This is a genomic window from Gardnerella sp. DNF01198P (genome assembly GCF_049244165.1).
In the GTDB taxonomy this organism is placed as follows: Bacteria; Actinomycetota; Actinomycetes; order Actinomycetales; family Bifidobacteriaceae; genus Bifidobacterium; species Bifidobacterium swidsinskii.
The window spans coordinates 591,980-613,691 of record NZ_CP058382.1 but is presented as its reverse complement, the minus strand read 5'-3'; the positions used below and the strand labels follow the sequence as shown (position 1 = coordinate 613,691).

Annotated in this window: 16 protein-coding genes; 6 read left to right on the top strand and 10 right to left on the bottom strand. The window is 39.8% G+C overall.

All coding sequences use genetic code 11. The features are described from left to right. Window positions 1–283: 283 nt before the first annotated feature. Both nox and HXT44_RS02750 read left to right on the top strand, forming a co-directional pair. Window positions 284–1,624 carry a H2O-forming NADH oxidase gene (nox, locus tag HXT44_RS02755; RefSeq protein WP_116440580.1) on the top strand — a complete coding sequence of 447 codons (1,341 nt, stop codon included), beginning with the start codon at window positions 284–286 and terminating at the stop codon, window positions 1,622–1,624. 186 nt (window positions 1,625–1,810) lie between these two features. Next, a complete protein-coding gene (locus tag HXT44_RS02750) occupies window positions 1,811–2,935 on the top strand; it encodes a 4-hydroxybutyrate dehydrogenase (protein WP_116431793.1) in 1,125 nt (374 codons plus the stop codon). A 108-nt stretch (window positions 2,936–3,043) separates the two neighbouring features. Here HXT44_RS02750 and HXT44_RS02745 read toward each other — a convergent pair whose 3' ends face one another. Together HXT44_RS02745 and HXT44_RS02740 are read right to left on the bottom strand one after the other, a co-directional pair. Continuing rightward, complete coding sequence (locus HXT44_RS02745; RefSeq protein ID WP_421783105.1) at window positions 3,044–5,122, bottom strand: YhgE/Pip family protein; 2,079 nt, start codon at window positions 5,120–5,122, stop codon at window positions 3,044–3,046. Then, complete coding sequence (locus HXT44_RS02740) at window positions 5,112–5,888, bottom strand: ATP-binding cassette domain-containing protein (protein WP_004110838.1); 777 nt, start codon at window positions 5,886–5,888, stop codon at window positions 5,112–5,114. Before HXT44_RS02740 ends, HXT44_RS02745 begins: the two co-directional genes overlap by 11 nt. 533 nt (window positions 5,889–6,421) lie before the next feature. Between HXT44_RS02740 and HXT44_RS02735 the strand changes: the two genes are divergently transcribed. Next, entirely contained in the window at window positions 6,422–7,762 is a 1,341-nt protein-coding gene (locus HXT44_RS02735) for a Na+/H+ antiporter family protein (protein ID WP_421783103.1), read from the top strand. Between the two features lie 662 nt (window positions 7,763–8,424). After that, window positions 8,425–10,356: a hypothetical protein gene (locus HXT44_RS02730; RefSeq protein WP_174182802.1), complete on the top strand. Its 1,932-nt coding sequence runs from the start codon at window positions 8,425–8,427 to the stop codon at window positions 10,354–10,356. Window positions 10,357–10,557: 201 nt separating this feature from the next. Here the strand turns inward: HXT44_RS02730 and HXT44_RS02725 are convergent, their stop codons facing one another. From HXT44_RS02725 to HXT44_RS02695, 7 genes are all read right to left on the bottom strand, one after another. Next, the gene (locus tag HXT44_RS02725) at window positions 10,558–11,415 is read right to left on the bottom strand and encodes a nucleotidyl transferase AbiEii/AbiGii toxin family protein (protein ID WP_102155281.1); all 858 of its coding nucleotides are present in this window, start codon (window positions 11,413–11,415) and stop codon (window positions 10,558–10,560) included. Continuing rightward, complete coding sequence (locus tag HXT44_RS02720; protein ID WP_012914017.1) at window positions 11,412–12,002, bottom strand: type IV toxin-antitoxin system AbiEi family antitoxin domain-containing protein; 591 nt, start codon at window positions 12,000–12,002, stop codon at window positions 11,412–11,414. The genes HXT44_RS02725 and HXT44_RS02720 overlap by 4 nt, the downstream gene beginning before the upstream one ends. Window positions 12,003–12,192: 190 nt before the next feature. Continuing rightward, window positions 12,193–12,771 (bottom strand): LemA family protein, encoded by a 579-nt coding sequence (locus HXT44_RS02715; protein ID WP_012914016.1) that lies wholly within the window; start codon window positions 12,769–12,771, stop codon window positions 12,193–12,195. 80 nt (window positions 12,772–12,851) lie between these two features. Beyond that, window positions 12,852–13,838, bottom strand: coding sequence for a DUF3137 domain-containing protein (locus HXT44_RS02710; RefSeq protein WP_421783099.1), 987 nt, complete (start codon window positions 13,836–13,838; stop codon window positions 12,852–12,854). Between the two features lie 440 nt (window positions 13,839–14,278). Then, window positions 14,279–16,045 (bottom strand): ABC transporter ATP-binding protein, encoded by a 1,767-nt coding sequence (locus tag HXT44_RS02705; protein ID WP_410311164.1) that lies wholly within the window; start codon window positions 16,043–16,045, stop codon window positions 14,279–14,281. A 233-nt stretch (window positions 16,046–16,278) separates the two neighbouring features. Continuing rightward, window positions 16,279–17,088: a nucleoside phosphorylase gene (locus HXT44_RS02700; protein WP_064621770.1), complete on the bottom strand. Its 810-nt coding sequence runs from the start codon at window positions 17,086–17,088 to the stop codon at window positions 16,279–16,281. Between the two features lie 146 nt (window positions 17,089–17,234). Next, the gene (locus HXT44_RS02695) at window positions 17,235–17,657 is read right to left on the bottom strand and encodes a GNAT family N-acetyltransferase (RefSeq protein ID WP_064621771.1); all 423 of its coding nucleotides are present in this window, start codon (window positions 17,655–17,657) and stop codon (window positions 17,235–17,237) included. 646 nt (window positions 17,658–18,303) lie between these two features. On the opposite strand from HXT44_RS02695, the gene cysK reads away from it, so the two are divergent. Then, on the top strand, window positions 18,304–19,236 hold the full coding sequence (gene cysK / locus HXT44_RS02690; RefSeq protein WP_410311165.1) for a cysteine synthase A: 933 nt from the start codon (window positions 18,304–18,306) through the stop codon (window positions 19,234–19,236). Between the two features lie 127 nt (window positions 19,237–19,363). Continuing rightward, a complete protein-coding gene (gene epsC / locus HXT44_RS02685) occupies window positions 19,364–20,221 on the top strand; it encodes a serine O-acetyltransferase EpsC (protein WP_421783096.1) in 858 nt (285 codons plus the stop codon). Between the two features lie 166 nt (window positions 20,222–20,387). Here epsC and sstT read toward each other — a convergent pair whose 3' ends face one another. Then, window positions 20,388–21,644, bottom strand: a complete 1,257-nt coding sequence (gene sstT / locus HXT44_RS02680; protein WP_421783094.1) for a serine/threonine transporter SstT — start codon at window positions 21,642–21,644, stop codon at window positions 20,388–20,390. Between the last annotated feature and the right edge of the window lie 68 nt (window positions 21,645–21,712).

The following is a 21,712-nucleotide window of genomic DNA, read 5'->3' as shown; positions in this document are numbered from 1 at the left end:
CACAAAAAACTGTACATATGTGAATGTCACTGTATATAAACTGTATACAAACTTCAGGATTCTACTACGTAATTCATGTTCGCAAAAAGATTAGTGATAGTCATATTGTGAAATAACCACACAACTCCCTCACAACACGCACAAAATCAAAATTGGTAAGACTCGCATTCGTGTAATAGTATTGTGCATTGGATGTGCATTCGCGCAGTAGTGTGAATTAAACAAAGCAGTTGAAGCACATACAATAATTTCAACAGAATTCAACGACGAAAAGAGATTACCGATGACGAAGATCATTCAGATTGGCGCAAATCATGCCGGCACTGCCTGCGCTAACACAATTTTGAGCTACCCAGGAAACGAGCTTACCATTTACGATCAGAATAGCAATATTTCCTTCCTTGGCTGCGGCATGGCTTTGTGGATTGGCAAGCAAATTCAAAGCAGCGACGGACTGTTCTACCAGAAGCCAGAAGATTTTGTTAAAAAAGGCGCTAAGGTAAATCTTGAAAGTAAAGTTTTAGACATTGATTACGCAAAGAAAGAAGTAACAGTCGAGCTTAAAGACGGCACTGTTATTCACGATTCTTACGACAAGCTGGTTCTTGCCACCGGCAGCCTTCCAAACAAGCCGCGTATTAAAGGCATCGACTTGGAAAACGTGCAAATGGTAAAGCTTTTCCAGAATGCTCAAACTGTTATTGCTAAGCTCCAAGAGCGTGATTTCCGTAATGTTGTGGTTCTTGGCGGCGGCTACATTGGTGTGGAACTTGCGGAAGCTTTTAAGCGACTTGGCAAGAACGTAACTCTTATTGACATGGAAGACCATATTCTTAACGGCTACTTTGACCCAGAGTTTTCCGATAATTTGAAGCAAATTATGGAGAATAAAGGCATTAAGTTTGAACTTGGTCAAACTGTTGAAGAAATTGTTGGAGACACTGAAGTCAAGGCTGTTAAAACAAGCAAAGGCACTTACGAAGCCGACATGGTGATTTGCGCTATTGGCTTCCACCCAAACGTTGCGCTCGGCAAAGACCACTTAAAGCAGTATGCTAACGGCGCTTTCCTTGTTGACAAGAAGCAGCAAACTTCCGATCCAGACGTGTACGCAATCGGCGACTGCGCTACAATCTACGACAACGCTCGAGACCGCGTAAACTACATTGCGCTCGCTACTAACGCAGTTCGAAGCGGCTTGATTGCAGGTCACAACATTTGCGGAACTCCTGTAGAAACCGAGGGCGTGCAAGGCTCTAGCGCAATGATGATCTACGACTACAAGCTTGTTTGCACCGGCTTGAGTTTGACTGCCGCTCAAAAAGAGGGCATGGACGTTAACTACGTTGATTTTGAGGATACTCAAAAGCCTGCGTTTATGGAAGTTGAGAATCCAAAGGTGAAGATTCGCATCGTTTACAAGAAGGATACGAAGGTTATTGTTGGTTGCCAATTGGCTTCTAACTACGATATGTCTGCCGCAATTCACCTGTTCTCGCTAGCTATTCAAAAGAAAGTCACGATTAAGGAGCTTGCTTTGTGCGACATCTTCTTCATGCCTCACTTCAACCAGCCATACAACTACATTACGATGGCTGCTTACACGGCTTTGTTGAAGGGATGATTAAACTTTGCTGATTAGCTTAGGCTGAATCACTTTTTCTGATTAGCTTAAATCGCATTTATTAAACCAAGCAATCTGTTCTATAATGGAGCAGTTGCTTGGTTTTTTAATCATCCGCGCACAAAAGAGCGCACAAAACGCGCACTATTAGCATAAGACATGCAGATTAAAACAAAGGAGTCTAGGATGAAGCAGCTTTCTATTAAACCAACTATTCATAAGTTCGAGAACGCACGCGACTTCGCGCAAGAATTCAAGCTCAGCAAGGGCGATTTGGTTATTACAAACCAGTACATTTGGGAGCCTTATTTTGGCGATTTGAATCTTGATTGCGACGTGATTTTCCAAGAGAAATACGGCAAGGGTGAGCCGAGCGACGCAATGGTTGATGCAATCGTTAGTGACATTCACACAACTCCAAAGCGCGTGATTGGCATTGGCGGCGGCACTGTTTTGGATATTTCGAAGGTTTGTGCATTGAAGCAAACAAGCCCGCTTGAAGACTTGGTTGACGGCAAGATTCCTGCACAAAAAGGCGCGGATCTTATTCTTGTTCCAACTACTTGCGGCACTGGCTCCGAAGTTACGAACGTTGCGGTGTTCTCGCTTACTAAGCGCAATACCAAGAAGGGTTTGGCGAACGATGCTTGCTATGCTACGGACGCTGTTCTTATTCCAGAATTGTTAAAGAGCCTGCCTGATTACGTTTTTGCAACCAGCTCTATTGACGCTCTTACGCATTCGATTGAGTCCGCACTTTCTCCTATTGCAACCGAGCTTACAAAAATGTTTAGTTACAAGGCTTGCGGACTTATTTTGCAAAGTTATATGCGAGTTGTTAAAGAAGGCAGCAGCGCAAAAAGCAAAGTTGTAAGCGACTTGGTTTCGGCAAGTCTTTACGCTGGCATTGCGTTTGGTAACGCTGGCTGCGGTTGCGTTCACGCGATGGCTTATCCGCTTGGTGGAACTTTCCACGTGGCTCACGGCGAAACGAATGCAGCTCTTCTTACAAGCGTTTTGCGATACTATGCTAAGCACGACGAGAATAACGCAGAAAACACTGAGCTTTCTAAGCTTTTTGACTTTATGGCAAATATTCTTGAATGCCAGAAAACAGACGTATTAAATAAGCTTGACGAAGTTCTTAACACGATTCTTCCTAAGCACAAGCTTCACGAGTATGGCATGACCGAGGATATGATTCAAAGTTGGGCTGCAAGCGTTGTCAAAGAGCAGCAGCGACTTTTGAAGAACTCCTACATGCATATGGACGAAGCCGCCATTGCCGAAGTCTACGCGTCTACTTTCTAAAGTCGGATAACGTATTTATAAAGTAACTAAATTAAACAAAATTCACTAAAAAATCCCCGCAACCAACAAGAGCTGCGGGGATTTTAATTATCGCGCCTGCATGAACGCTTATGCATCAAGCGTTATTACAGGATGCAAATCAAACATTTTTACAGTACGCTTCATGCGAAAGGCAATGCTTGTTATGGCAATCGCAATAACGCCGAAAAGCACAAGCATTCCAATGCCTGAAACTATTTCACCACTGTTCTTTCCAGACATTGCTTGACGCAACCCCATAATCGAGTACGTCATTGGCAAATATGGGTGAACAGCTCTAAAGAATGCCGGCGTCATTTGTACTGGGAACGTTCCTGCAGAGCTTGTGATTTGCAACATAAGTAGCACAATCGCAACTATTCGCCCTGGCATGCGGAACACCACCATAATCATTTGCATTATAGCCATAAAGACTATTGACGCTATAATCCCCAGCGCGTAGAATGCACCAACATTATCGATTTGCAACTTCAACGCTCCTTGAACAACGCCCATAAGAATAATCGCTTGCGAAACGCCCATAATCACAAACGGCGTCAAGCTAATAAGCGCGCTTTTAAGCGGATTCATGCCGTTTAGTATCGCTCGCCTATCCATAACTCTCAAAACGAATGTTGTCATAAGAGCACCAACCCAAAGGGCGATAGAAATAAAGTAAGGAGCAAAACCAGTTCCATAGTTTTCAACGTGCGAATACTCGTGCTCCTCCAAGGAAACTGGTGCGCTCATCATCTTACTTTTTTGAACAATACCGTTTACTTTTCCAGACTTTTGAGCATCTTTAAGCCCGTCATGCAATTTCTTAGTACCATCAACAAGCTTTGGAGTGTTATCAGATAGCTTCTTAGCGCCGGAATTAAGCTGATCAGAACCGTTCACTATTTTCGCAGAACCTTGTGCAGCTTCATTCACGCCACTATTTAGTTTCTCGCTACCGTTACTTACTTGAGCCAAACCGTCAGCAAGCTTATTTGTGCCAGCAACTAACTTATCTGAACCAACATTAACTTTCTCCATGCCTTGCATAAGAGCGTCAGCACCGCCCTTTATTTGCAAGCTCCCTGCAGAAAGCTTGTCTGCTCCAGCGCTTAAAGCAGAAAGATTTGTTTCTAGAAGATTAGAATTTTCACCTAATCCTTCTGCCAATCTTTGCAAATTAGCAAGCACGTCTTCCTTTGTTACTGCTGGGTTTTGCGCTTGCATAAGAAGACCAGTAATTTGTGCTTTTGTTTCAGCGTTTCCAGCTTTAACATGTTCTTCTAATTCGTTGCTTGAAGCTGCAAGCTTTTGAGCTCCTTCATAGAATTCGCTTGTCGCTGCCGATAGCCTTTGCGTTCCTTCGCTTAACTGTTGGGCTCCGTTTGCTAAATCTTGCGTTTTTTGTGCAAGATATTGAGCTCCTTCTTTGCTGCGAGCATTGGCTTCAGTTAGCATATTCGCGCCTTTTTGAAGCTCCCCTAATCCGCCTTGAAGTTTTTGCAAAGATTGCGAAAGTTTATTCGACCCATCTGCAAGCTTATTTATTCCGCCTTGCAAAGACTTTGAACCTTCATGCAATGCTCCAGCACCGTTTGCAGCAGCACCAAGAGAATCGGAAGCTGAATTAACTTTCGCAAACATGTGCTCCCAATACTCTTGAGCAATCGCCTCGCTAATCTCAGTACGCATAGTGCGGAAAGCAGTTTTACCAATTTGTGAAGCCAGCATATTGCTTGCTTGATCGTACTTTACGTGAAGTTTTGCTTTAGTTGGAGTATCGTATTGCGCGGAAGCAATGCACTTACTGAAGGAAGCTGGAATAGTTGCTACCATAAAATAGTTGCCATTTTTAAGGCCCTTATTTGCTTCAGCACTATTTACAAAATTCCATTGGAAACCTTCACTACCGTCTTTTTGATTCTTTAAACGAGTTTTGATTTCGTTTCCAATGTTTCGCATTTTGCCGTTAATCATAGCGCCATTGTCTTCAACAACAACAGCCACAGGCACAGTATCCAAAGTCTTATAAGGATTTGTAAATGCCCATAAGTAAAGCGATCCGTATAAAAGTGGAATCAAAGCTACGGTTCCAATAACAAGCTTTCGAGCTTTTCCTTTCATCGTATTGTTAATCTCACGAAATGCAAGAGCAATAGTACTAACGTGCATTGTTTTCACCACCGTTTGCTTCACTTGTAGCAAGTTGAGAATCAGTATGAGAATTTTCTGTTTTCTCATTATTTGGCATAAGTCTTAAGACTTGATCCGCTTGCTTTTCTAACTCACTTTGCAAAACTCCAACAAGGCAGGAGCAGTAGTTTTTGCTAACATATTCGCGAATATCGGAAAGTAAGCATTCGCGTTGCTCACTAGTAAGCTCCGTCTCAATTCCATCAACAAATAGCAGCCACGGTTGCTTTAATAATGCCAACGCAATTGCCAAACGCATGCGCTCGCACGGAGTCAACTCTCCTATTGCTGTTTTGTGAGGAGAAAATACTTTCCATTGAGCAAGAAGATTGTACGCGTATTGGCGCAATGCTTCGCGATTTTTTACATCATTTTTATACTGTTCGCGAAATAGTGGCGAAGATGATGCGAGTTTTAGCTCACTCATCAAAGCTTCTTCTATTGTTTGCATTTTGTAGAATTCGTTAATTCCGTTGAATAATCCCAATCCCACATATTTACGTGATTTTTTAAAATCGTTAGGAAGAGTTGAGTCCGCAATAGTAAGAGTTCCGTTCGTAAATTTCATATAACCAGACAGTGCAAGCAGCAAAGCTGATTTTCCAGAGCCGTGTTCACCTGATATTGCAACGATTTGATGAGGCTCTACTTTTAACGATACGTCCCAAAATGGTGTTCTTCTAAATATTTGTAAGCCTAATTCTTTAGCTTCTAAAAGTGTTTTACTATCTTTCATAATTTGCATGTTTGACGCTTGTAATTAAGATATGTCGTAATATCCTTTTTACTTAGAGCGCCAGGCATTCCTCCTTACTCTAAATACTCTAAATAACTTATTTTCAGTTTTTTAGTTTTTCAGTTTGTTGTTTATTGTTTACTGCTTATTTTTAGATCTTCACAATTAGCAAAACAATTTTTAATTTTCGCATTGCTTTATCGCCACTTTTCAGCAGTAAACTCACGTTGCAATACTGCAATAAAACGGTGTAAAACCGAACATTTGGTGATTTATCAATTCTTCACCACTAATCATTTAGAATACTCTTTTGTGCAAACAATTGTTGAGTTACACTAATTTTTTTATTTAATTGTTTATATTTTATATTCACTTAAGAAACAAGTTGTAAACACTTCCATGCTATATTGTCTTTAATTACTAAATGTAAGAAATACATATGTAAGAATACATATGCAAAAATACAAGCGTAAGCAATACGAAATAAAACGTATTGCTTCAAACAATACATTAACATTCAAGCATTTGAAGGGGTGAACGGCATGCTAGGTTTGCAAATTTTAAATATCATATTTAATCCGGTTATTGTGTCGGTTGTAGTGCTATGCGCGCTTAGTCTTGCAAAACTTAATGTTTTGCTAGCAATGATTATAGCTTGCATTGCAGGTGGCATTGCCGGTCATCTTCCTCTTTTTGGTGACGGAAATCACACAATTATGGCTTTGCTTTGCGACGGTTTCTCCACCAACTCACAAACCGCTTTAGCCTACATTCTTCTTGGAACTTTTGCGGAAGCAATTACCGCAACAGGCTTAGCTCAAATTATTTCTAAAAAAATTAGCTCAATTATTGGCATGAAAAAGTACGCTCTACTTGCGGTACTAACTATTATTGCATGCATGTCTCAAAATATTGTGCCGGTTCATATTGCTTATATTCCTATTCTTATTCCGCCTATTTTGAGAGTTATGAATAAGATGAAGCTTGACCGTCGAGCTGCAGCATGCTGTACTGCTTTTGGTCTTGAGGTTCCATATATTGCTATTCCGTTTGGCTTTGGTCTTATTTTCCAGACTGTTATTGCTACGAATCTTTCTAAAAATGGCATGAAAGTTAGCGTTGCGGACGTTAGCGCTGTGAACTGGTATTTGGGTGCTGCAATGCTAGCAGCTTTGCTATTTGCCGTATTTGTGCTCTATCGCAAGCCTCGCGAATACGAAACCACCGAAGCTGATACTCGTGCTGCTGACGCTGTTGTCGGACCTCTTAATTTACGCCATTATGTGACTATTCTCGCAATTATTGTTGTTGTAGTAGTGCAAATTATTAGTAAAGATCTTTCACTTTCTTCTCTTGCAGGTCTTGCAACGATGATTATCTTTGGCGCAATAAAGTGGAACGACATCGACAAGCAGCTTACTGGCGGCGTAAAACTCATGGGTCTTATTGCATTTGTGATGCTCATTGCGGGCGGATATGCTAACGTGATCCAAGCGACAGGAGGAGTTGAGGAGCTTGTAAACTTTGGCGTAGCTTCTATGGGACAGAACAAACTTGTTGCCGCATTTGTTATTACGCTTATTGGTTTGCTTGTGACTATGGGCATTGGCACTTCGTTTGGCACGGTTCCTATTCTTGCGGTTTTGTTCGTACCTCTTTGCCAGAGCATTGGTTTTAGCACTCCTGCAACGATTCTTCTTATGTCTTCCGCTGCAGCTCTTGGAGACGCAGGCTCCCCTGCTTCCGACACCACGCTCGGGCCTACTGCCGGCTTAAATGCGGACGGACAGCACAGTCACATTTGGGATACTTGCGTTCCAACATTCCTTATTTTCAACATTCCGCTTATGGTTGCAGGCATTGTAATATCGCAGTTTATTTAGCAGATTTCTTAAGATTAGATACTAAATATCTCATATTATTTAGCTAAATATTTAGTTGAATATTTAATAGAGATTAAGTATTTCGAAACGCAAAAGTGTTTATTGATAAAATTATCGATAAACACTTTTATTTTTTATCAAAAACATTATAATGTAACATGCAAATTTCGAATTTACAATATATTTATTGTATATTTCGAAATAAAATAAAATAAATTTATTTAGGTATCTAGTTAGATAGCTGATTAGGTAGTTGATTAGAGAGTTGGGTGTTTTATGAATAAGGCAGCGAAAATAATTCTGACTTCAACCATGATGGGTATTGCCACAGCAGCTTGCGCAGTATGCATGAGCCAAACAGCTTACGCTGCTAGTACTGATACAAATAACATAAAAACAACTACCCCCCCCCTGCCAATCTCACTAATCAAAATGATTTAGAAAATAGCACCAAAGCCAGCAATAATAAAGCTAACGAAAATAAAACTAGAAACGATAAAACAGAAGATAATAAATCTCGCGAAAATAAAGCCAGCATTGCAGAATACCGCGGTATAACTCCATCTACTACAACTACTACAACTGCTAAGACTACGGAAACAGAAGCTACAACAGAAAAAGCAGACTCTCAGGAAGAAACTGTTTCATATCCACAAATGACAGTGGCAGAACCAGGTGTAGCGGTTACCATCAAGCCAAAGTTCATGCGCGGCGATAAAGAGATTACGTTAGCTGAATCAAAGAAATACGGTCCTTGCCGAGATTCTTATGAGTATATACGCGTCGAATATAAGAACGGCGACAAATACGAACTTGCGTATGGCAGTGCTATAACGCGCTCTGAAGATTATAGCTACACGTTCAAATGGCGCACGAGCGCAGCTCGCGAACATCCTAACGCTACCATCCGCGTCACAGGACTTCGTATGTATGACAAGAACGGGAAGCAACTCCAAGAAGAGATTGTTCCAACATTTAAGACTGCAGGCTCGGAGAATCATAAGCCTGAGCCAAAGCCATTTGCGTTTGACAGGAACGAGCTGTCGGCAGCACTCGCAACCGATGCAAGTGGTGAATATGTTCGCTGGCGAGCAATAAATAATTCCACCAACTCTAACTCAGAACAAATGACTGCGTACAGTGATTATCTCAATTATGATCCTGATAAAAAAGTGTTGACTACAACTGCAAGCACGGAGCCGTTTAAGAATGAGAAGCAAGGTGTTGTTGCAAGGAAATACAACAATATCACCCTCAAGACCTTGAAAGCTGGCGAAACGGAACCTACGGCCGTAGACGGTATTAAAGAAACGCCGTGGTTTTTTAAGAACCAGCAGTATGCGAATATCTGGAACGAAATTAATCAAACGACAATTGGTTCGCATAATTTTAAGAGATCCAACATTGAACAAAGAATCGGTGGCAAGGGGCTAACTGGCCTGAAATACGACTTTGGAAAACAAGGCATCACTGGTACACCTACCATTACAGACTGGAAAGAAGGCGAAACAACTCGTACACTTACCATCTATATGGCAACAATTCGTAGGGGCGATGATGGCTCGGAAACTATGAGCTTAAGCATGTTTGAATGGCCAGTGAGTAATCCACAAGCAACTCCAGTTCTAGACCCTACGAAACCGCAGCCGCCACAATTTACTGATAGCACTAATAAATTGGCTGAAGGACTAGCCACTGATAAGAGTGGACAATATATACGCTGGCAAGTGACTAGTACCGATATGTATCGAGCAGCGGCATATAGCAACTATCTCAAATATGATCCCAATAACAACGTGCTAATCGCAGAACCGTGTACTATCCCATTTAGTAATGCTGAGAACAACCATAACGTTGTTGCAAGGAAATATACCAATATCACGCTCAAAATACTAAAGGCTGGCGAAACGGAACCTAAAGTTGTAAAGGACATTACAGAAACCCCGTGGTTCTTCAAATACAAAGAATATCAAGAAATTTTTAACGCGGTTACCAAAACTACAATTGGTTCAACAACTTATAGCGATCTGGCAGGAAACTATCATGAAGTAATGATTGGCGGTGATGGTTTAAGCGGCTTAACGTTCAATTTTGAAACTAAAACTGTTATCGGCACTCCTACCATCACAGACTGGAAGGAAGGCGAAACAAGTCGCACAATTCCTGTTTATAGAGTAGAGACTTGTCATGTACCGAATACATACACGAAAACTATGGGAATATCTGTGACGTATTTGACAGTAACGAGACCAAAGCCGGAACCGCCAAAACCGGAACCACCAAAACCACCTGTTGTTCCATCAACACCAAAACCGGAACCAGAACCAACTCCTGTTACAACTCCAGAGCCTAAGCCTGAGCCTATCCCAGTGCCTATAATTTCGGAACCGGAACCAGTGCCAACGCCAGTGACAGAACCAGAGCCAGAACAAGAAGAGACAACGGAAGAAGTACCAGCTCCACAAACACACGAACCGCTCGCACGCACCGGTTCTGCAACCTCAACCATTGCAGGTACTGGATTAGCATTCTTGCTGTCAGCCTTCGGCGCATTTTCGCTTAAACGCACGCGCATTGGCAAACACAGCAAGTAAAAACGCAACTAGCGAATAACACAAATGACTAATAAACGCCAGTCAAGTTGAATAAACTCCCTGGCGTTTATTTTTAAATACCAATCAACCAATCGCAAAGTAGCCAATCGCAAAGTAGCCAATCGCTGCAAATTTATAACGATTGACCACTAAGACAAGATTCCCGACGATTTAGAAAAGCCATTCAAATAATAAAATAACTTAAGCTACAACCTCATTATGAAATAACATCAAAAAGAAATTCATATCTTGCATTATTTCTTCCCAAGAAAGACTTTTAGCCCAAGGTGCTTTCCTTTGGTAATCCTTCCACTTTATTCTCATCACTTCACTATCTTTAATCCTATCGAAAATTTCATTCACGTTACTCAGTAAATAAAGGGTGTCTCTCGTTTGAGAAGTAGCGTAAAAAGCTTTAGCAATCTCTTCTTTCTTAAAGACATTATCTCCTTGAGACACTCTAAGAGCATGCAAATCATAAAAATCTCGCATTCTCGTGTTAAATTCTTCCCTCACAAGAATTGTTTGCAACTTTTCTGCTAAAATCGTTGCAATTGGATAAGTCAATAAAGAGATAGATTTTGAGAACATTAAAGGCAATTCTGCTTCCATAGCAGATGGAGTAATAGCATGCCCAGTTGAAATATCGATTTTGACAGGAGTTTTTGTACCATCAAAATCTGCAATTAGGCTAGCTCGAACCCCTGGATAGTCAGATTCTTGCATAATAGAATCAAGCGTTTGTAGCGTAAATTTAACACCATCATCGATATTGATAGATATTACATCTGATATAAAAATACGCACATCATCTTCACTAAGAGAAATATTTTGCATAGTTGTATCAATATCCATTGTTGTACGAAGATTTACGCCAACAAGATAAGAAATCAGCATTCCACCTTTTAGAACAAAATTGTCTTTATACCGCGAGCGGGAAACACGATCTAAAAAACGCTCCATCATATATACGCGCATTAGCACGCGAGGATCTACACCCTTTTGGAGTGCAACATTCTTTATTTTTGCTTTAAGCTGATTAGCATCCTTCATTCTCATAACAACACCCCCAAATATTGTGAAATCAACTTTGAAATCCTAAATTTTTTAGCGTAATCGCTTAGTATATCAAGTCGCTTATCCTTTCTTTTAACATAAGCTTTTAACGCACCAAATACCACCTGTGCATCTATTTGAGAACGAGAACGCAAAATATCGCAAATTGTGCGCTCTAAATCATAAGAAGGCACAAGATTACCTTCAAGCGACATAAGATTCGTCTTACCAATTCCTAAAAAATCTGGTCTTATATAAAACACTCTAACACCAGTCTTAATTAGACTACTTGCATTATAAGTTGACGGAACAGTCACTGTTAAAGAAGAAGGCTCTCTATCAGTCAAATTATGTAAAAGAAGTGCGGACTCATGTGAAAAAACAGCAACAGATGTGCGCTTTGACAATAAATTCATTTCATCATTCCACAAACTGCTGTTAACATAAACGCCTTTTGATACACGCTCTAAGCTCTCATCTTTAATAAATCGATAAACACTAGACGGGCTAATTCCAAGTTCTTTGATGACACTATCAATGCTTAAAACTTGCTTTTTCTCTATGTAATTGCGCAATTGATCTTTTAACATTTGCCCACCTACTTAATGACACGTTTACGCTGATTTAATATATTATATCAGCATAAACGTATCGAATGCGCAAGCAAATCGTAAAGTGCAAATAGCCAAACCACATTTAACCAAATCACAAAGTAGCCAATCACTGCAAATTCGCGGGCGATTGGCTACATTAGATATACCGTCTAGCTAAACATTTTCACTAGCTCAGTATGCTATCAATATTCTTCTTATTGATTAGATTATCTTCGTCAAGAAAAGCCATCTGCTTTATTCCGCTTAAGCTTGCAATAAGCGACACTGGGAAGGTAACGATATTTTGATTAAGAGTACTAATGTTACTATTTACGATTCTTTTTGCCGCCGCCAGCTGCTCATTTTCATCGTTTATTTCCTCTTGCAAGTTCAAAAACTGCTCAGAAGACTTTAATTCCGGATAAGCTTCCGCCAAAGCAAAAATCTTCCCTATTGCATGATTCTGATTTTTGATTACCGAACTAGAATCCGCTGATCCCAATCCTTCTCTTAAACTCACTAAATCCACTAAGGTTGTTTTTTCGTACTTTGCAAACGACTGCGCAACTTTAAGCATTTGGCAAATCGTATCATATCTTTTAGCGAGCGCAATATCAACGTTTTTCCGCGACTCTTCTATAATCACCCTATATTTTCTTAGCCTATTTAACATGCCAATAAACCAGACAATAAGCACTACAAGCACTATTGCAACACAAATTAGCACAGTGTTCTTATCCATAACGTCACCCATAATGTCTCCCATAACATCTCCTTTAGTTCTAGTATTTTCTAATTTTTTAGTTCGCTAGTATTGCAATTTACTAGTTTCTACTTTTGTAATTTTTACTTTTGTAATTTCTCTCTAATTACGTTAATTATTTCGTAATACTCAGCCAAAACATCTCTAAATCTTGCATATTCTCTTGTTAAAGATAGGTTTTCTACTCCAGATTTTCCTGGAGCGCCGAATAAATACCGACCAGAATCAAAGGCTGCAACAATACGCTCACTATCTAGATATATGCAAACTCTCATTCTTTTTTGCAAATTATTCATTAGTTCTATAAAACTTGGATCTAATACAAGCTTTGTATAAAAATCGTCTGTAGAAAAGATTGAATACGAGTCGTTAAATTCAATGGATTCTGTCTGAACTTCGCTCTCCTCTTTTGTTTTTTTACCATAGTATCCATTTAGTTTTTGTCCCATAAAGTTCTTTCCAGTAACAGGGACGATTCTAATGTGGCCATTTATGTTGGTTTTTGAGTTTATTAATAAGACTTGCCCAATAAAATCCGTTTTTTTAACACTTTTTCCACTTTCACTTCTAGAAAAGTGGATTGCTTGCATATTTGAAAATTCAGTTTTAAATTCATCGCCAAAAATTATGTGTTTACTTGAATAATACCTACTAGATATTGGCAGAAGATTATCAAAAATGCTGCTGTCAATTCCTTCAGAATTTTCTAATACCGTTCCTGGCAGAATCGCATTCAAAATCGGCGTTAGAATATTATCCGAATATAGGGCATCTACATCAACTTTATTATTTACAAAAAACTTACCTGCAAAGTAAACAACAAAAACACCTACTATTAGCAAATAATATTTGTAACAAGAGTAATCAATATTTGGAAAGTAGTTATACAAAACACCTAAAACCATTACTACCGGTATGAATGGAATTAAACGAATTGGATCAAAAGAATTATTTTTTATGCCTTCTTTTAACTCATTTAATTTCCCTTGTATTTGGGGAGATTGTTCTATTCGCGCTAGTTTGTCTAAAACTTCTGGATTTGTAAATACGCTACCATATTTTACATTCATGTCATCTCCCTTTTATAAATCACTCGTCATTTTTGACATATTTTGCGAATCACTATGCACAACGTTGTAGGATTTGAATTTACAGTATCATTGTTTAGATTTGTCTGATTCTGTTCATTCGATTCATAGTTATCTATATCATTCGAATCATGCTGATTAAACTGTTCCATATATGCCTTTTCTCTAACTCTATACAATCTAAATTACACAAGATCATTAAATAAAAACAGATTTTGACTAAAATTTATTTTGCAAAATTTTAAAGCAAAGAAAGCACTGCAAGTAACAGCGTAATTCCTTAAAATGTAACTCGAAAGCAGGTTGCATTGCTGAGAAAGTGGCCAATTGCTGCAAATTCGCACTTAATGGCTACTAACACGGGCTCAGAATCTATTGCGCTAAATTGCACAGCGCATTGAAAGCAAACCAGCTCCACAGCCTCACATAGACACAGTGTAAAGCGAGTAGAAGTAAGCCTTCTGATTCATAAGCTCCTCAAAGCTTCCGCGCTCAATAAGCTCGCCGCTTTTCATCACAAGAATCTCATCATATTGCTTAAGCGAATTGGCATCCAAGCGGTGAGTTACAACAAGTCGAAGAATTCCTTGCAAATCCAAAATAGACTGCGTTACGTTAACGCTCGTCTCGTTATCTAGCGCGCTCGTTGCCTCGTCAACCAGCAGAATCTCGGACTTTTTAAGCAAGCTTCGCGCAATAGCAATACGCTGCTTTTCGCCGCCAGAAAGATGACTACCGTTCTCGCCACACTGATAATCCTTGCCTTTAGCAGCAATCAAATCATCCAAACCAGCCAAGTGAATCACGCGATTCACCTCCGCATTCGGGAACGGCTTAAAAAGCGTAATATTATCTAAAATCGAAGCATCAAACATAAACACAGACTGCTGCATAAGAGTAGTCTTATCGTAAAGCGAACTCTTGCTCACATTGCTAAGCTCGTGATTATTCAGCTGCACACTACCCTCATAATCCTTGTAGTAGCCCATAAGCAGATTAATCAAACTACTCTTACCAGCTCCAGAAGGTCCTACTATTGCATAAGATTTTCCAGCTTGCAAAGTTAGATTTACATTTTTCAAGACTTTATGATCCGCGTCATAAGCGTACGAAACATCGCGCAAAACAACGCTTTTAATAGAATCGTCAATGATCTCGCCAGAATCTTCCTTAGCATTACTCATATAATCAGCCATCTTGCTAATAAGCTTCTTAGCACCCTTCATCTCGCCAAGCATTTGAGGAAGACTTGCAATAGGCTGAAGCACGCCATTCATCAAATTAGTGAAAGCTAACACCATTCCAGCAGTAATAACGCCCACGTGAGCGTTAACCATCCAAGCGCCAACAAGCATCACGCCAAGCTGAGTTCCAAGACTTGAAATAGTACCAAGAGCAGAAACAGTAGTCATCGTTTTTTCGCGAAGATTCTTAGTATGCTCAAGCTCCATCGACTGATTCTGATAACGGTTAATAACCTCCTGCTCCGCCTTAAAACTCTTAATAACCGAAACGCCGTTCAAAACATCCTTCGTTAAGGCTGTATAAGACTCGTTCGACTTGGAAACCTGCTCCTCGCGAGTGGCAATTCCGTTAGCTGTAAGAATCGAGCACGCCATTGGAAGCACAGAAATAATAAGAGCAATAACAGTGAGCAATGGACTATAATAAATCATAAGAGCCAGAGAGCTTACAAGCATAAGAACGTCTTGAACAAAATCAAAAATCTTCTTCAAATACTTTTCTTGAATACGCTCACAATCATTAGTAAGTACAGAAAGATACGTGCCGGAATTCGCGAGCGAAAAATCACTATAACTCTTCTGTAAAAGCTTCTTGATAACAGACTCTTTATACTGATTCATTGCTTTTTCAAGAAAGCGAGGGTACGAGCTGCGCTTCAACGCGAAAATCAGGGAGATTGCCAGCATAAAGGAAACAACAAGCAGCAAAATAGTAGTTAAAGAGAAAGCTCCTTTACCTGCCATATAGTCGAAAATAATTTGCAAAATCCAAGAAATAGCAGTGTAAATCATGGACAAGGAAATAAAAACTATCATCGAAAGAAAAGCTACAAGCTTGTTTTCCTTGAAAAATAGTTTTACGTAATTTTTTACGTCGGGATGTAGTTTGGATGATTGCTGATTCGCGGGCGATTGCTGATTTGCTGTATTGTCAGTTTTGTTCATTCTCGCTACCTCTCACTTCCTTTATATCTATTTGCTATTTTTGCTATTTTTCGCTAATAGCATTTTCGCTTTCGAATTGCTAATCCACTCTCTACTAAGTATTGAAAGACACACTATCATACTTATCCTGATTGGTCATGCTTATCTGCTTGATAACACCTATAAATGCTTAAACACACTTATACGTAATGCTTGCTAGAAATAATAAGCATAGAGTTAAAAAAAAAATCAAATCAAATACGCAACACCGCTTCAACACAAAGCTCAAGCGCATACGCTTTAGAATCCCCGCCCCAATTGCGCTCATCATAATTTTCAACATCGTGCAAAGTATCTGCAGTGTAAAGAATCTCACCCCAAACAATCTCACGCATTTGCGCACAAGCCGCTAAAGCAGAACACTCCATTTCAACAACCGCGCATCCCTCCTGCTTACGATTAGCAACTTTCGTCTTAGTCTCACGGAAGAACCCATCCGTAGTCCACGTTTTAACTTCATGATAAGGCAAATTATGCGCCTGCAAAGTTTGCAAAATAGCGCGCCTCGAACGCTCTGAAACATCAACATAACGACTTGGAGGCAAATAATGATAAGAAGTCCCCTCATCCCTTAAAGCTTTATACGGAACCAGAAAAACGTTTTCCGCATAATCAACTAGCGACCCACAAGAACCAGCACTAACAACTTCCCTAACGCCGTAAGAAATCAACCAATCTAAGATCTGAACAGCAGCAGGAGCGCCAACTGGAGCTTGTACTAAGCAGATTTTTTGAGTTTCTTCTTCTACTTCGCTGTTTGCGTCTTCCTTTACTTTTTTCTCTACTTTTTCTTCCAAAACATATATTGGATATACTTTAGTTGCAGATTCAAAATTTGCTACAATCGTAGCTTTCCTACTTAAAGCATACTGATCGATTTCATCGCCTAAAAAAGCAAAAACCGCTTTAGATGGAAGCTGAACAGAAATATTATCGTGATTGGGCATTAAAACTGCACTTTTATCGGAATCATACTCTAAAATCGGCAAATCATATTCTGCCATACAATCAGCTCCTTCATAAGATCAGCTCCATCCTACAAGCAACTCAATCCTATATACAAATACACGCATTAGTACACGAAAATCACAAAGTGGCCAATCTATGCAAATTCGCACTTAATGGCTACTAGAGAATCATATTTTCTGCATCATGTCCTGTCTTTTATAAAACCGCAGCAATCGATTTCTGCTAACTCAATAAAACCAGCTGACTTATAAAAAGCAATAGTTTTTTCAGTACAATCCGTAGTCAATTGAATTTGACGAACATTAGGATAATAATCCACAATCGCCTTTAACAAAGCAGACCCTATCCCCTGCCTTTGATACTCAGGCAAAACAAGAATATCCTGAATAAGAACAACCGTATATCCGTCACCAACAGCTCTAGCAATTCCAACTAGCTCATCATTTTTATAGGCAGCTAAAACCTTGAGCGAATTGTTAAAACCATTTTCCAAAGCAACTAAATCATCTGTGTACGCAGACCAACCAACGGAATCATACAACCTTAAAATATCTTTGCTATTATACTTTTCATACTCTTTTATTTGAACATCTGCTAAATTCATTGACAATAACACCTCCGAATACTGTGCAATCAACGTTGAAACCCTGAATTTTCTAGCGTAATCGCTCAGTATATCAAGTCGCCTATCTCTTCTTTTAACATAGGCCTTTAATGCGCCAACTGCACCAGTGCCCAAAAACAGGCAAAATCAGACACTCGCGCAGAAAAAGGAGTACGTATCAAGGTATGCCAAACACAAATCAAGTTTGACAAACGCAAATCCATTCGCTATAGTTTCCACTTATCACCATTTCGACGAGTAAAGGAGTGCACATGTATCATACAAATATGATGACAAATTGTTGTTGTAACGTATGCTGTTGCGCATTTCTTAATCGAAATGATGTTTGCAAGCACTAAATATGCATAACATCTAGCCTGTGTTAAAAGCATTTACGTTAAAACGCAGCAAATTACGATTCAAGAAACAGCGCGCTGTTTCTTTTTTTATGCCAAAATTCGAATATAAAACGTTAAAAAGATAACAATTTAACGCGAATTAAATATTAAAACGAATAAATGGCATCTTTAGAAACAACTAATAAGCAGCAGTCGCTTTATTAATAAAAAATTATTTTTTAAAAATTAAAAATAAACAAAATTAAACAAATTAAATTAAACAAAACAAACAAGTAAGGGGAAATATTATGTCCAACATCTACAAGTCCGTGCAAGAACTCGTAGGCCACACTCCACTTCTGGAGCTTACGCACATTGAAAAAGAGTACAATCTAGCAGCAAAAATCCTTGTAAAACTCGAATACTTCAACCCAGCAGGTTCCGTAAAAGACCGCATCGCAAAGCAAATGATTGAAGAAGCAGAAGCTGCAGGCACACTTAAACCAGGCTCAGTAATTGTTGAGCCAACTTCTGGAAATACTGGCATTGGTCTTTCAATGATTGCGCAAACAAAAGGATACAAAAGCATTATTGTAATGCCAGAAAGCATGTCTATTGAACGCCGAAAACTTATGAAAGCTTACGGCTCCGAACTCGTGCTCACACCTGCTGCAGAAGGAATGAAAGGCGCAATCGCCAAAGCGAAGGAAATCGTTGAAAGCACGCCAAATGCGTGGACTCCAGGACAGTTTACCAATCAAGCAAATGTGCACGCACACTACAACACAACAGGTCCAGAAATTTGGCAAGACACTGACGGAAACGTGGATATGCTTATTGCAGGCGTTGGAACAGGCGGCACAATCACTGGTACTGGCACATACTTAAAAGAGCAAAATCCGCATCTTGAAGTAATCGCAGTAGAACCAGCCGACTCCCCTGTGCTCGCAGGCGGAAAACCAGGAGCGCACAAGATTCAAGGAATCGGCGCAGGATTCGTGCCAGATGTGCTCAACAAAAACATTTATAATCGCATTGTTCACGTAACAAATGAAGACGCAATCGAAAACGGCAAGCTTATAAGCAAAAAAGAAGGCTCCCTCGTTGGTATTTCTTCCGGAGCTGCGATTTGGACAGCAATCCAAGAAGCAAAAAGAGAAGAAAACAGGGGCAAAACCATCGTTGCAATACTGCCAGATTCAGGAGATCGATACTTGTCTACCGCATTATTTGAAGACTAACTGTATTTAGTAGCACTATTATAAACACGCAAGTTTTGATTAAATAATATGTGCAAATATTAATTAGTAATTAAAACGAGAAAATAAAGAAGACAAAGAAGACAAGAAAAATACTGGAGATTAATGTATGAATGAGCATCTTGACCTTATAAACAAACTCAACTCAATTCATGATTCTGACATAAGGCAAGCTACATTCATACCTAATTACCGCAATATTATTGCACTCATACATGCGACTCAGGCTCTACTTTTGCCTGAGTTGCATGTGCGCAATGAAAGCAACGAGACTACGCAACTCAACGCTAGTTTGAATAATAACGCTAGTTTGAATACCGTTACTTCAAACGCATTAGACACTATAGAACGCATTATATTTCACGAACTTCAATGCTACACAAGCAACACAATTAAAATTCGAGAAACTTGCAATCAATTTATAGATACTCTTCCTGCAATTAAAAAGTTACTTTTAACAGATATTCAAGCCATGTATGAAGGCGATCCTGCTTGCACAAGCAAAGTAGAAGTCACGCTCGCATACCCTGGTTTTTATGCAATGCTTATTCACCGCACAGCTCACGCACTCTACGAACTTAACGTACCGCTAATTCCTAGACTTATGAGCGAATACGCGCACAGAAAAACTGGAATTGACATTCATCCAGGAGCAAAAATTGGCGCATATTTTTGCATTGATCACGGAACTGGCATTGTAATCGGCGAAACAACTGTGATCGGCGAGCATGTTAAGCTTTACCAAGGAGTAACGCTGGGTGCAAAAAGTTTTGCGCTAGACGAGAATGGAAATCCTGTAAAAGGCGGAAAGCGGCATCCAAATATTGGAAATAATGTTGTAATTTACGCAAACGCAACAATCTTAGGCGGAGAAACCACAATCGGCAGCGGAAGCATAATCGCAGCAAACGCGTGGATTAACCGCAGTATTCCTGCAAACACAACCTACCACTTCCCTAAAGCCTAATGCGCGCTAAAAATACCGATTCCACTTCTACTATTTTATTTGAACATCTGCTAGATTCATTTACAATAAACATCCAAATATAATAAAAGTGCGCGATCTAAAACGTAAAAACGGAAGAACGCGCACTAGCAAGAATACTTAGCAAAAACTAGCAACAGCAGAACATCTACTTTTTAAGTTGCACAGTCTCGTGATCCTTGCCCATTTTGAATTCAATACCTGCACGCTGCCACATGCGATATTCGCCAACCGCAGTAAAGAGAACATCCGTGGAAGAGTTAAGTGCGGTTTCGCAAGAATCCTGAATAACACCAATAATAAGACCAATAGCAACTACTTGCATAGCGATATCATTTGAAATACCAAACGACGAGCATGCAAGAGGTATAAGCAAAAGCGAACCACCAGCTACACCAGATGCGCCTGCAGCAGAAACTGCAGAAAGCACAGAAAGAATCACAGCAGTTGGAATATCGACGCGAATACCAAGCGTGTGAGCAGCACACAAAGACATGATAGAAATAGTTATAGCAGCTCCGCTCATATTAATAGTTGAGCCAAGCGGTATTGAAACAGAGTAATTATCTTTGTTGAAGCCAAGTTTTTCACACAAATTCATATTTACAGGAATATTCGCAGCAGAAGAACGCATGAAGAACGCTGTAACACCCGAATCGCGCAAAGTTCTAAAAACAAGAGGATACGGATTCTTGCCAGTAAGCATGAAAACCAAAATAGGATTAAGAATCAAAGCAACAACAGCCATAGTGCCTACTAACAAAGCAATAACGAAACCATACTCGCTAAAAATACGAAGACCGTTACTTGCAACTGTTGTATAAACAAGACCCATAATGCCAAAAGGTGCTGCGTTAATAATCCAGTGGACAATTTTTCCAATAGCAGACGAAATGTTATCGAAAAATGCTTTGGTGGAAGGCTCGGCTAATCGCAGAGCAACACCGAAAGCAATCGCCCAGAAGAGGATGCCAATAAAGTTACCTTTAACGAGAGCATCTACAGGATTAACAACAATATTTAGCACAAGTGAATTAAGCACCTCACCAATTCCTTGAGGAGACGGCGAAGACGCTGCTGCAACATGAGCAAAAGTAAAATCAACAGGGAAAATCATAGCCGCACATACAGCTACAAGGCTTGCAGTAAACGTAGATAGCGCGTACAGCCCTATTACCACTTTCATGTTGCCAACACTTTTTGCTTGCGCAAGCGCACCAATAACTAGGCAAAATACTAAAATTGGCGCAACAGATTTAAGCGCACTGACGAAAAGTTTTCCCATAAGATCGAGCACATAGACGTGAGCTGGCACAAAAATACCAAGTGCAGCACCGAGAAAAAGACCAATTACAATGCGTAAAATAAGGTCAATGTTATTCCATTTTTGAACAATCTTGTGCATGAGAGTCTCCTGTAATTTAGTTTGTGCAGAATGTTTTATACTCTTTTACGTGTATTAGCACTTGCAAG

Bases quoted from the DNA above. Each gene is read 5' to 3' on its own strand.
- nox (WP_116440580.1), top strand. From the start codon at position 284: ATGACGAAGATCATTCAGATTGGCGCAAATCATGCCGGCACTGCCTGC.
- HXT44_RS02750 (WP_116431793.1), top strand. From the start codon at position 1,811: ATGAAGCAGCTTTCTATTAAACCAACTATTCATAAGTTCGAGAACGCA.
- HXT44_RS02745 (WP_421783105.1), bottom strand. From the start codon at position 5,122: ATGCACGTTAGTACTATTGCTCTTGCATTTCGTGAGATTAACAATACG.
- HXT44_RS02740 (WP_004110838.1), bottom strand. From the start codon at position 5,888: ATGCAAATTATGAAAGATAGTAAAACACTTTTAGAAGCTAAAGAATTA.
- HXT44_RS02735 (WP_421783103.1), top strand. From the start codon at position 6,422: ATGCTAGGTTTGCAAATTTTAAATATCATATTTAATCCGGTTATTGTG.
- HXT44_RS02725 (WP_102155281.1), bottom strand. From the start codon at position 11,415: ATGAGAATGAAGGATGCTAATCAGCTTAAAGCAAAAATAAAGAATGTT.
- HXT44_RS02720 (WP_012914017.1), bottom strand. From the start codon at position 12,002: ATGTTAAAAGATCAATTGCGCAATTACATAGAGAAAAAGCAAGTTTTA.
- HXT44_RS02715 (WP_012914016.1), bottom strand. From the start codon at position 12,771: ATGGGAGACATTATGGGTGACGTTATGGATAAGAACACTGTGCTAATT.
- HXT44_RS02710 (WP_421783099.1), bottom strand. From the start codon at position 13,838: ATGAATGTAAAATATGGTAGCGTATTTACAAATCCAGAAGTTTTAGAC.
- HXT44_RS02705 (WP_410311164.1), bottom strand. From the start codon at position 16,045: ATGAACAAAACTGACAATACAGCAAATCAGCAATCGCCCGCGAATCAG.
- HXT44_RS02700 (WP_064621770.1), bottom strand. From the start codon at position 17,088: ATGGCAGAATATGATTTGCCGATTTTAGAGTATGATTCCGATAAAAGT.
- HXT44_RS02695 (WP_064621771.1), bottom strand. From the start codon at position 17,657: ATGAATTTAGCAGATGTTCAAATAAAAGAGTATGAAAAGTATAATAGC.
- cysK (WP_410311165.1), top strand. From the start codon at position 18,304: ATGTCCAACATCTACAAGTCCGTGCAAGAACTCGTAGGCCACACTCCA.
- epsC (WP_421783096.1), top strand. From the start codon at position 19,364: ATGAATGAGCATCTTGACCTTATAAACAAACTCAACTCAATTCATGAT.
- sstT (WP_421783094.1), bottom strand. From the start codon at position 21,644: ATGCACAAGATTGTTCAAAAATGGAATAACATTGACCTTATTTTACGC.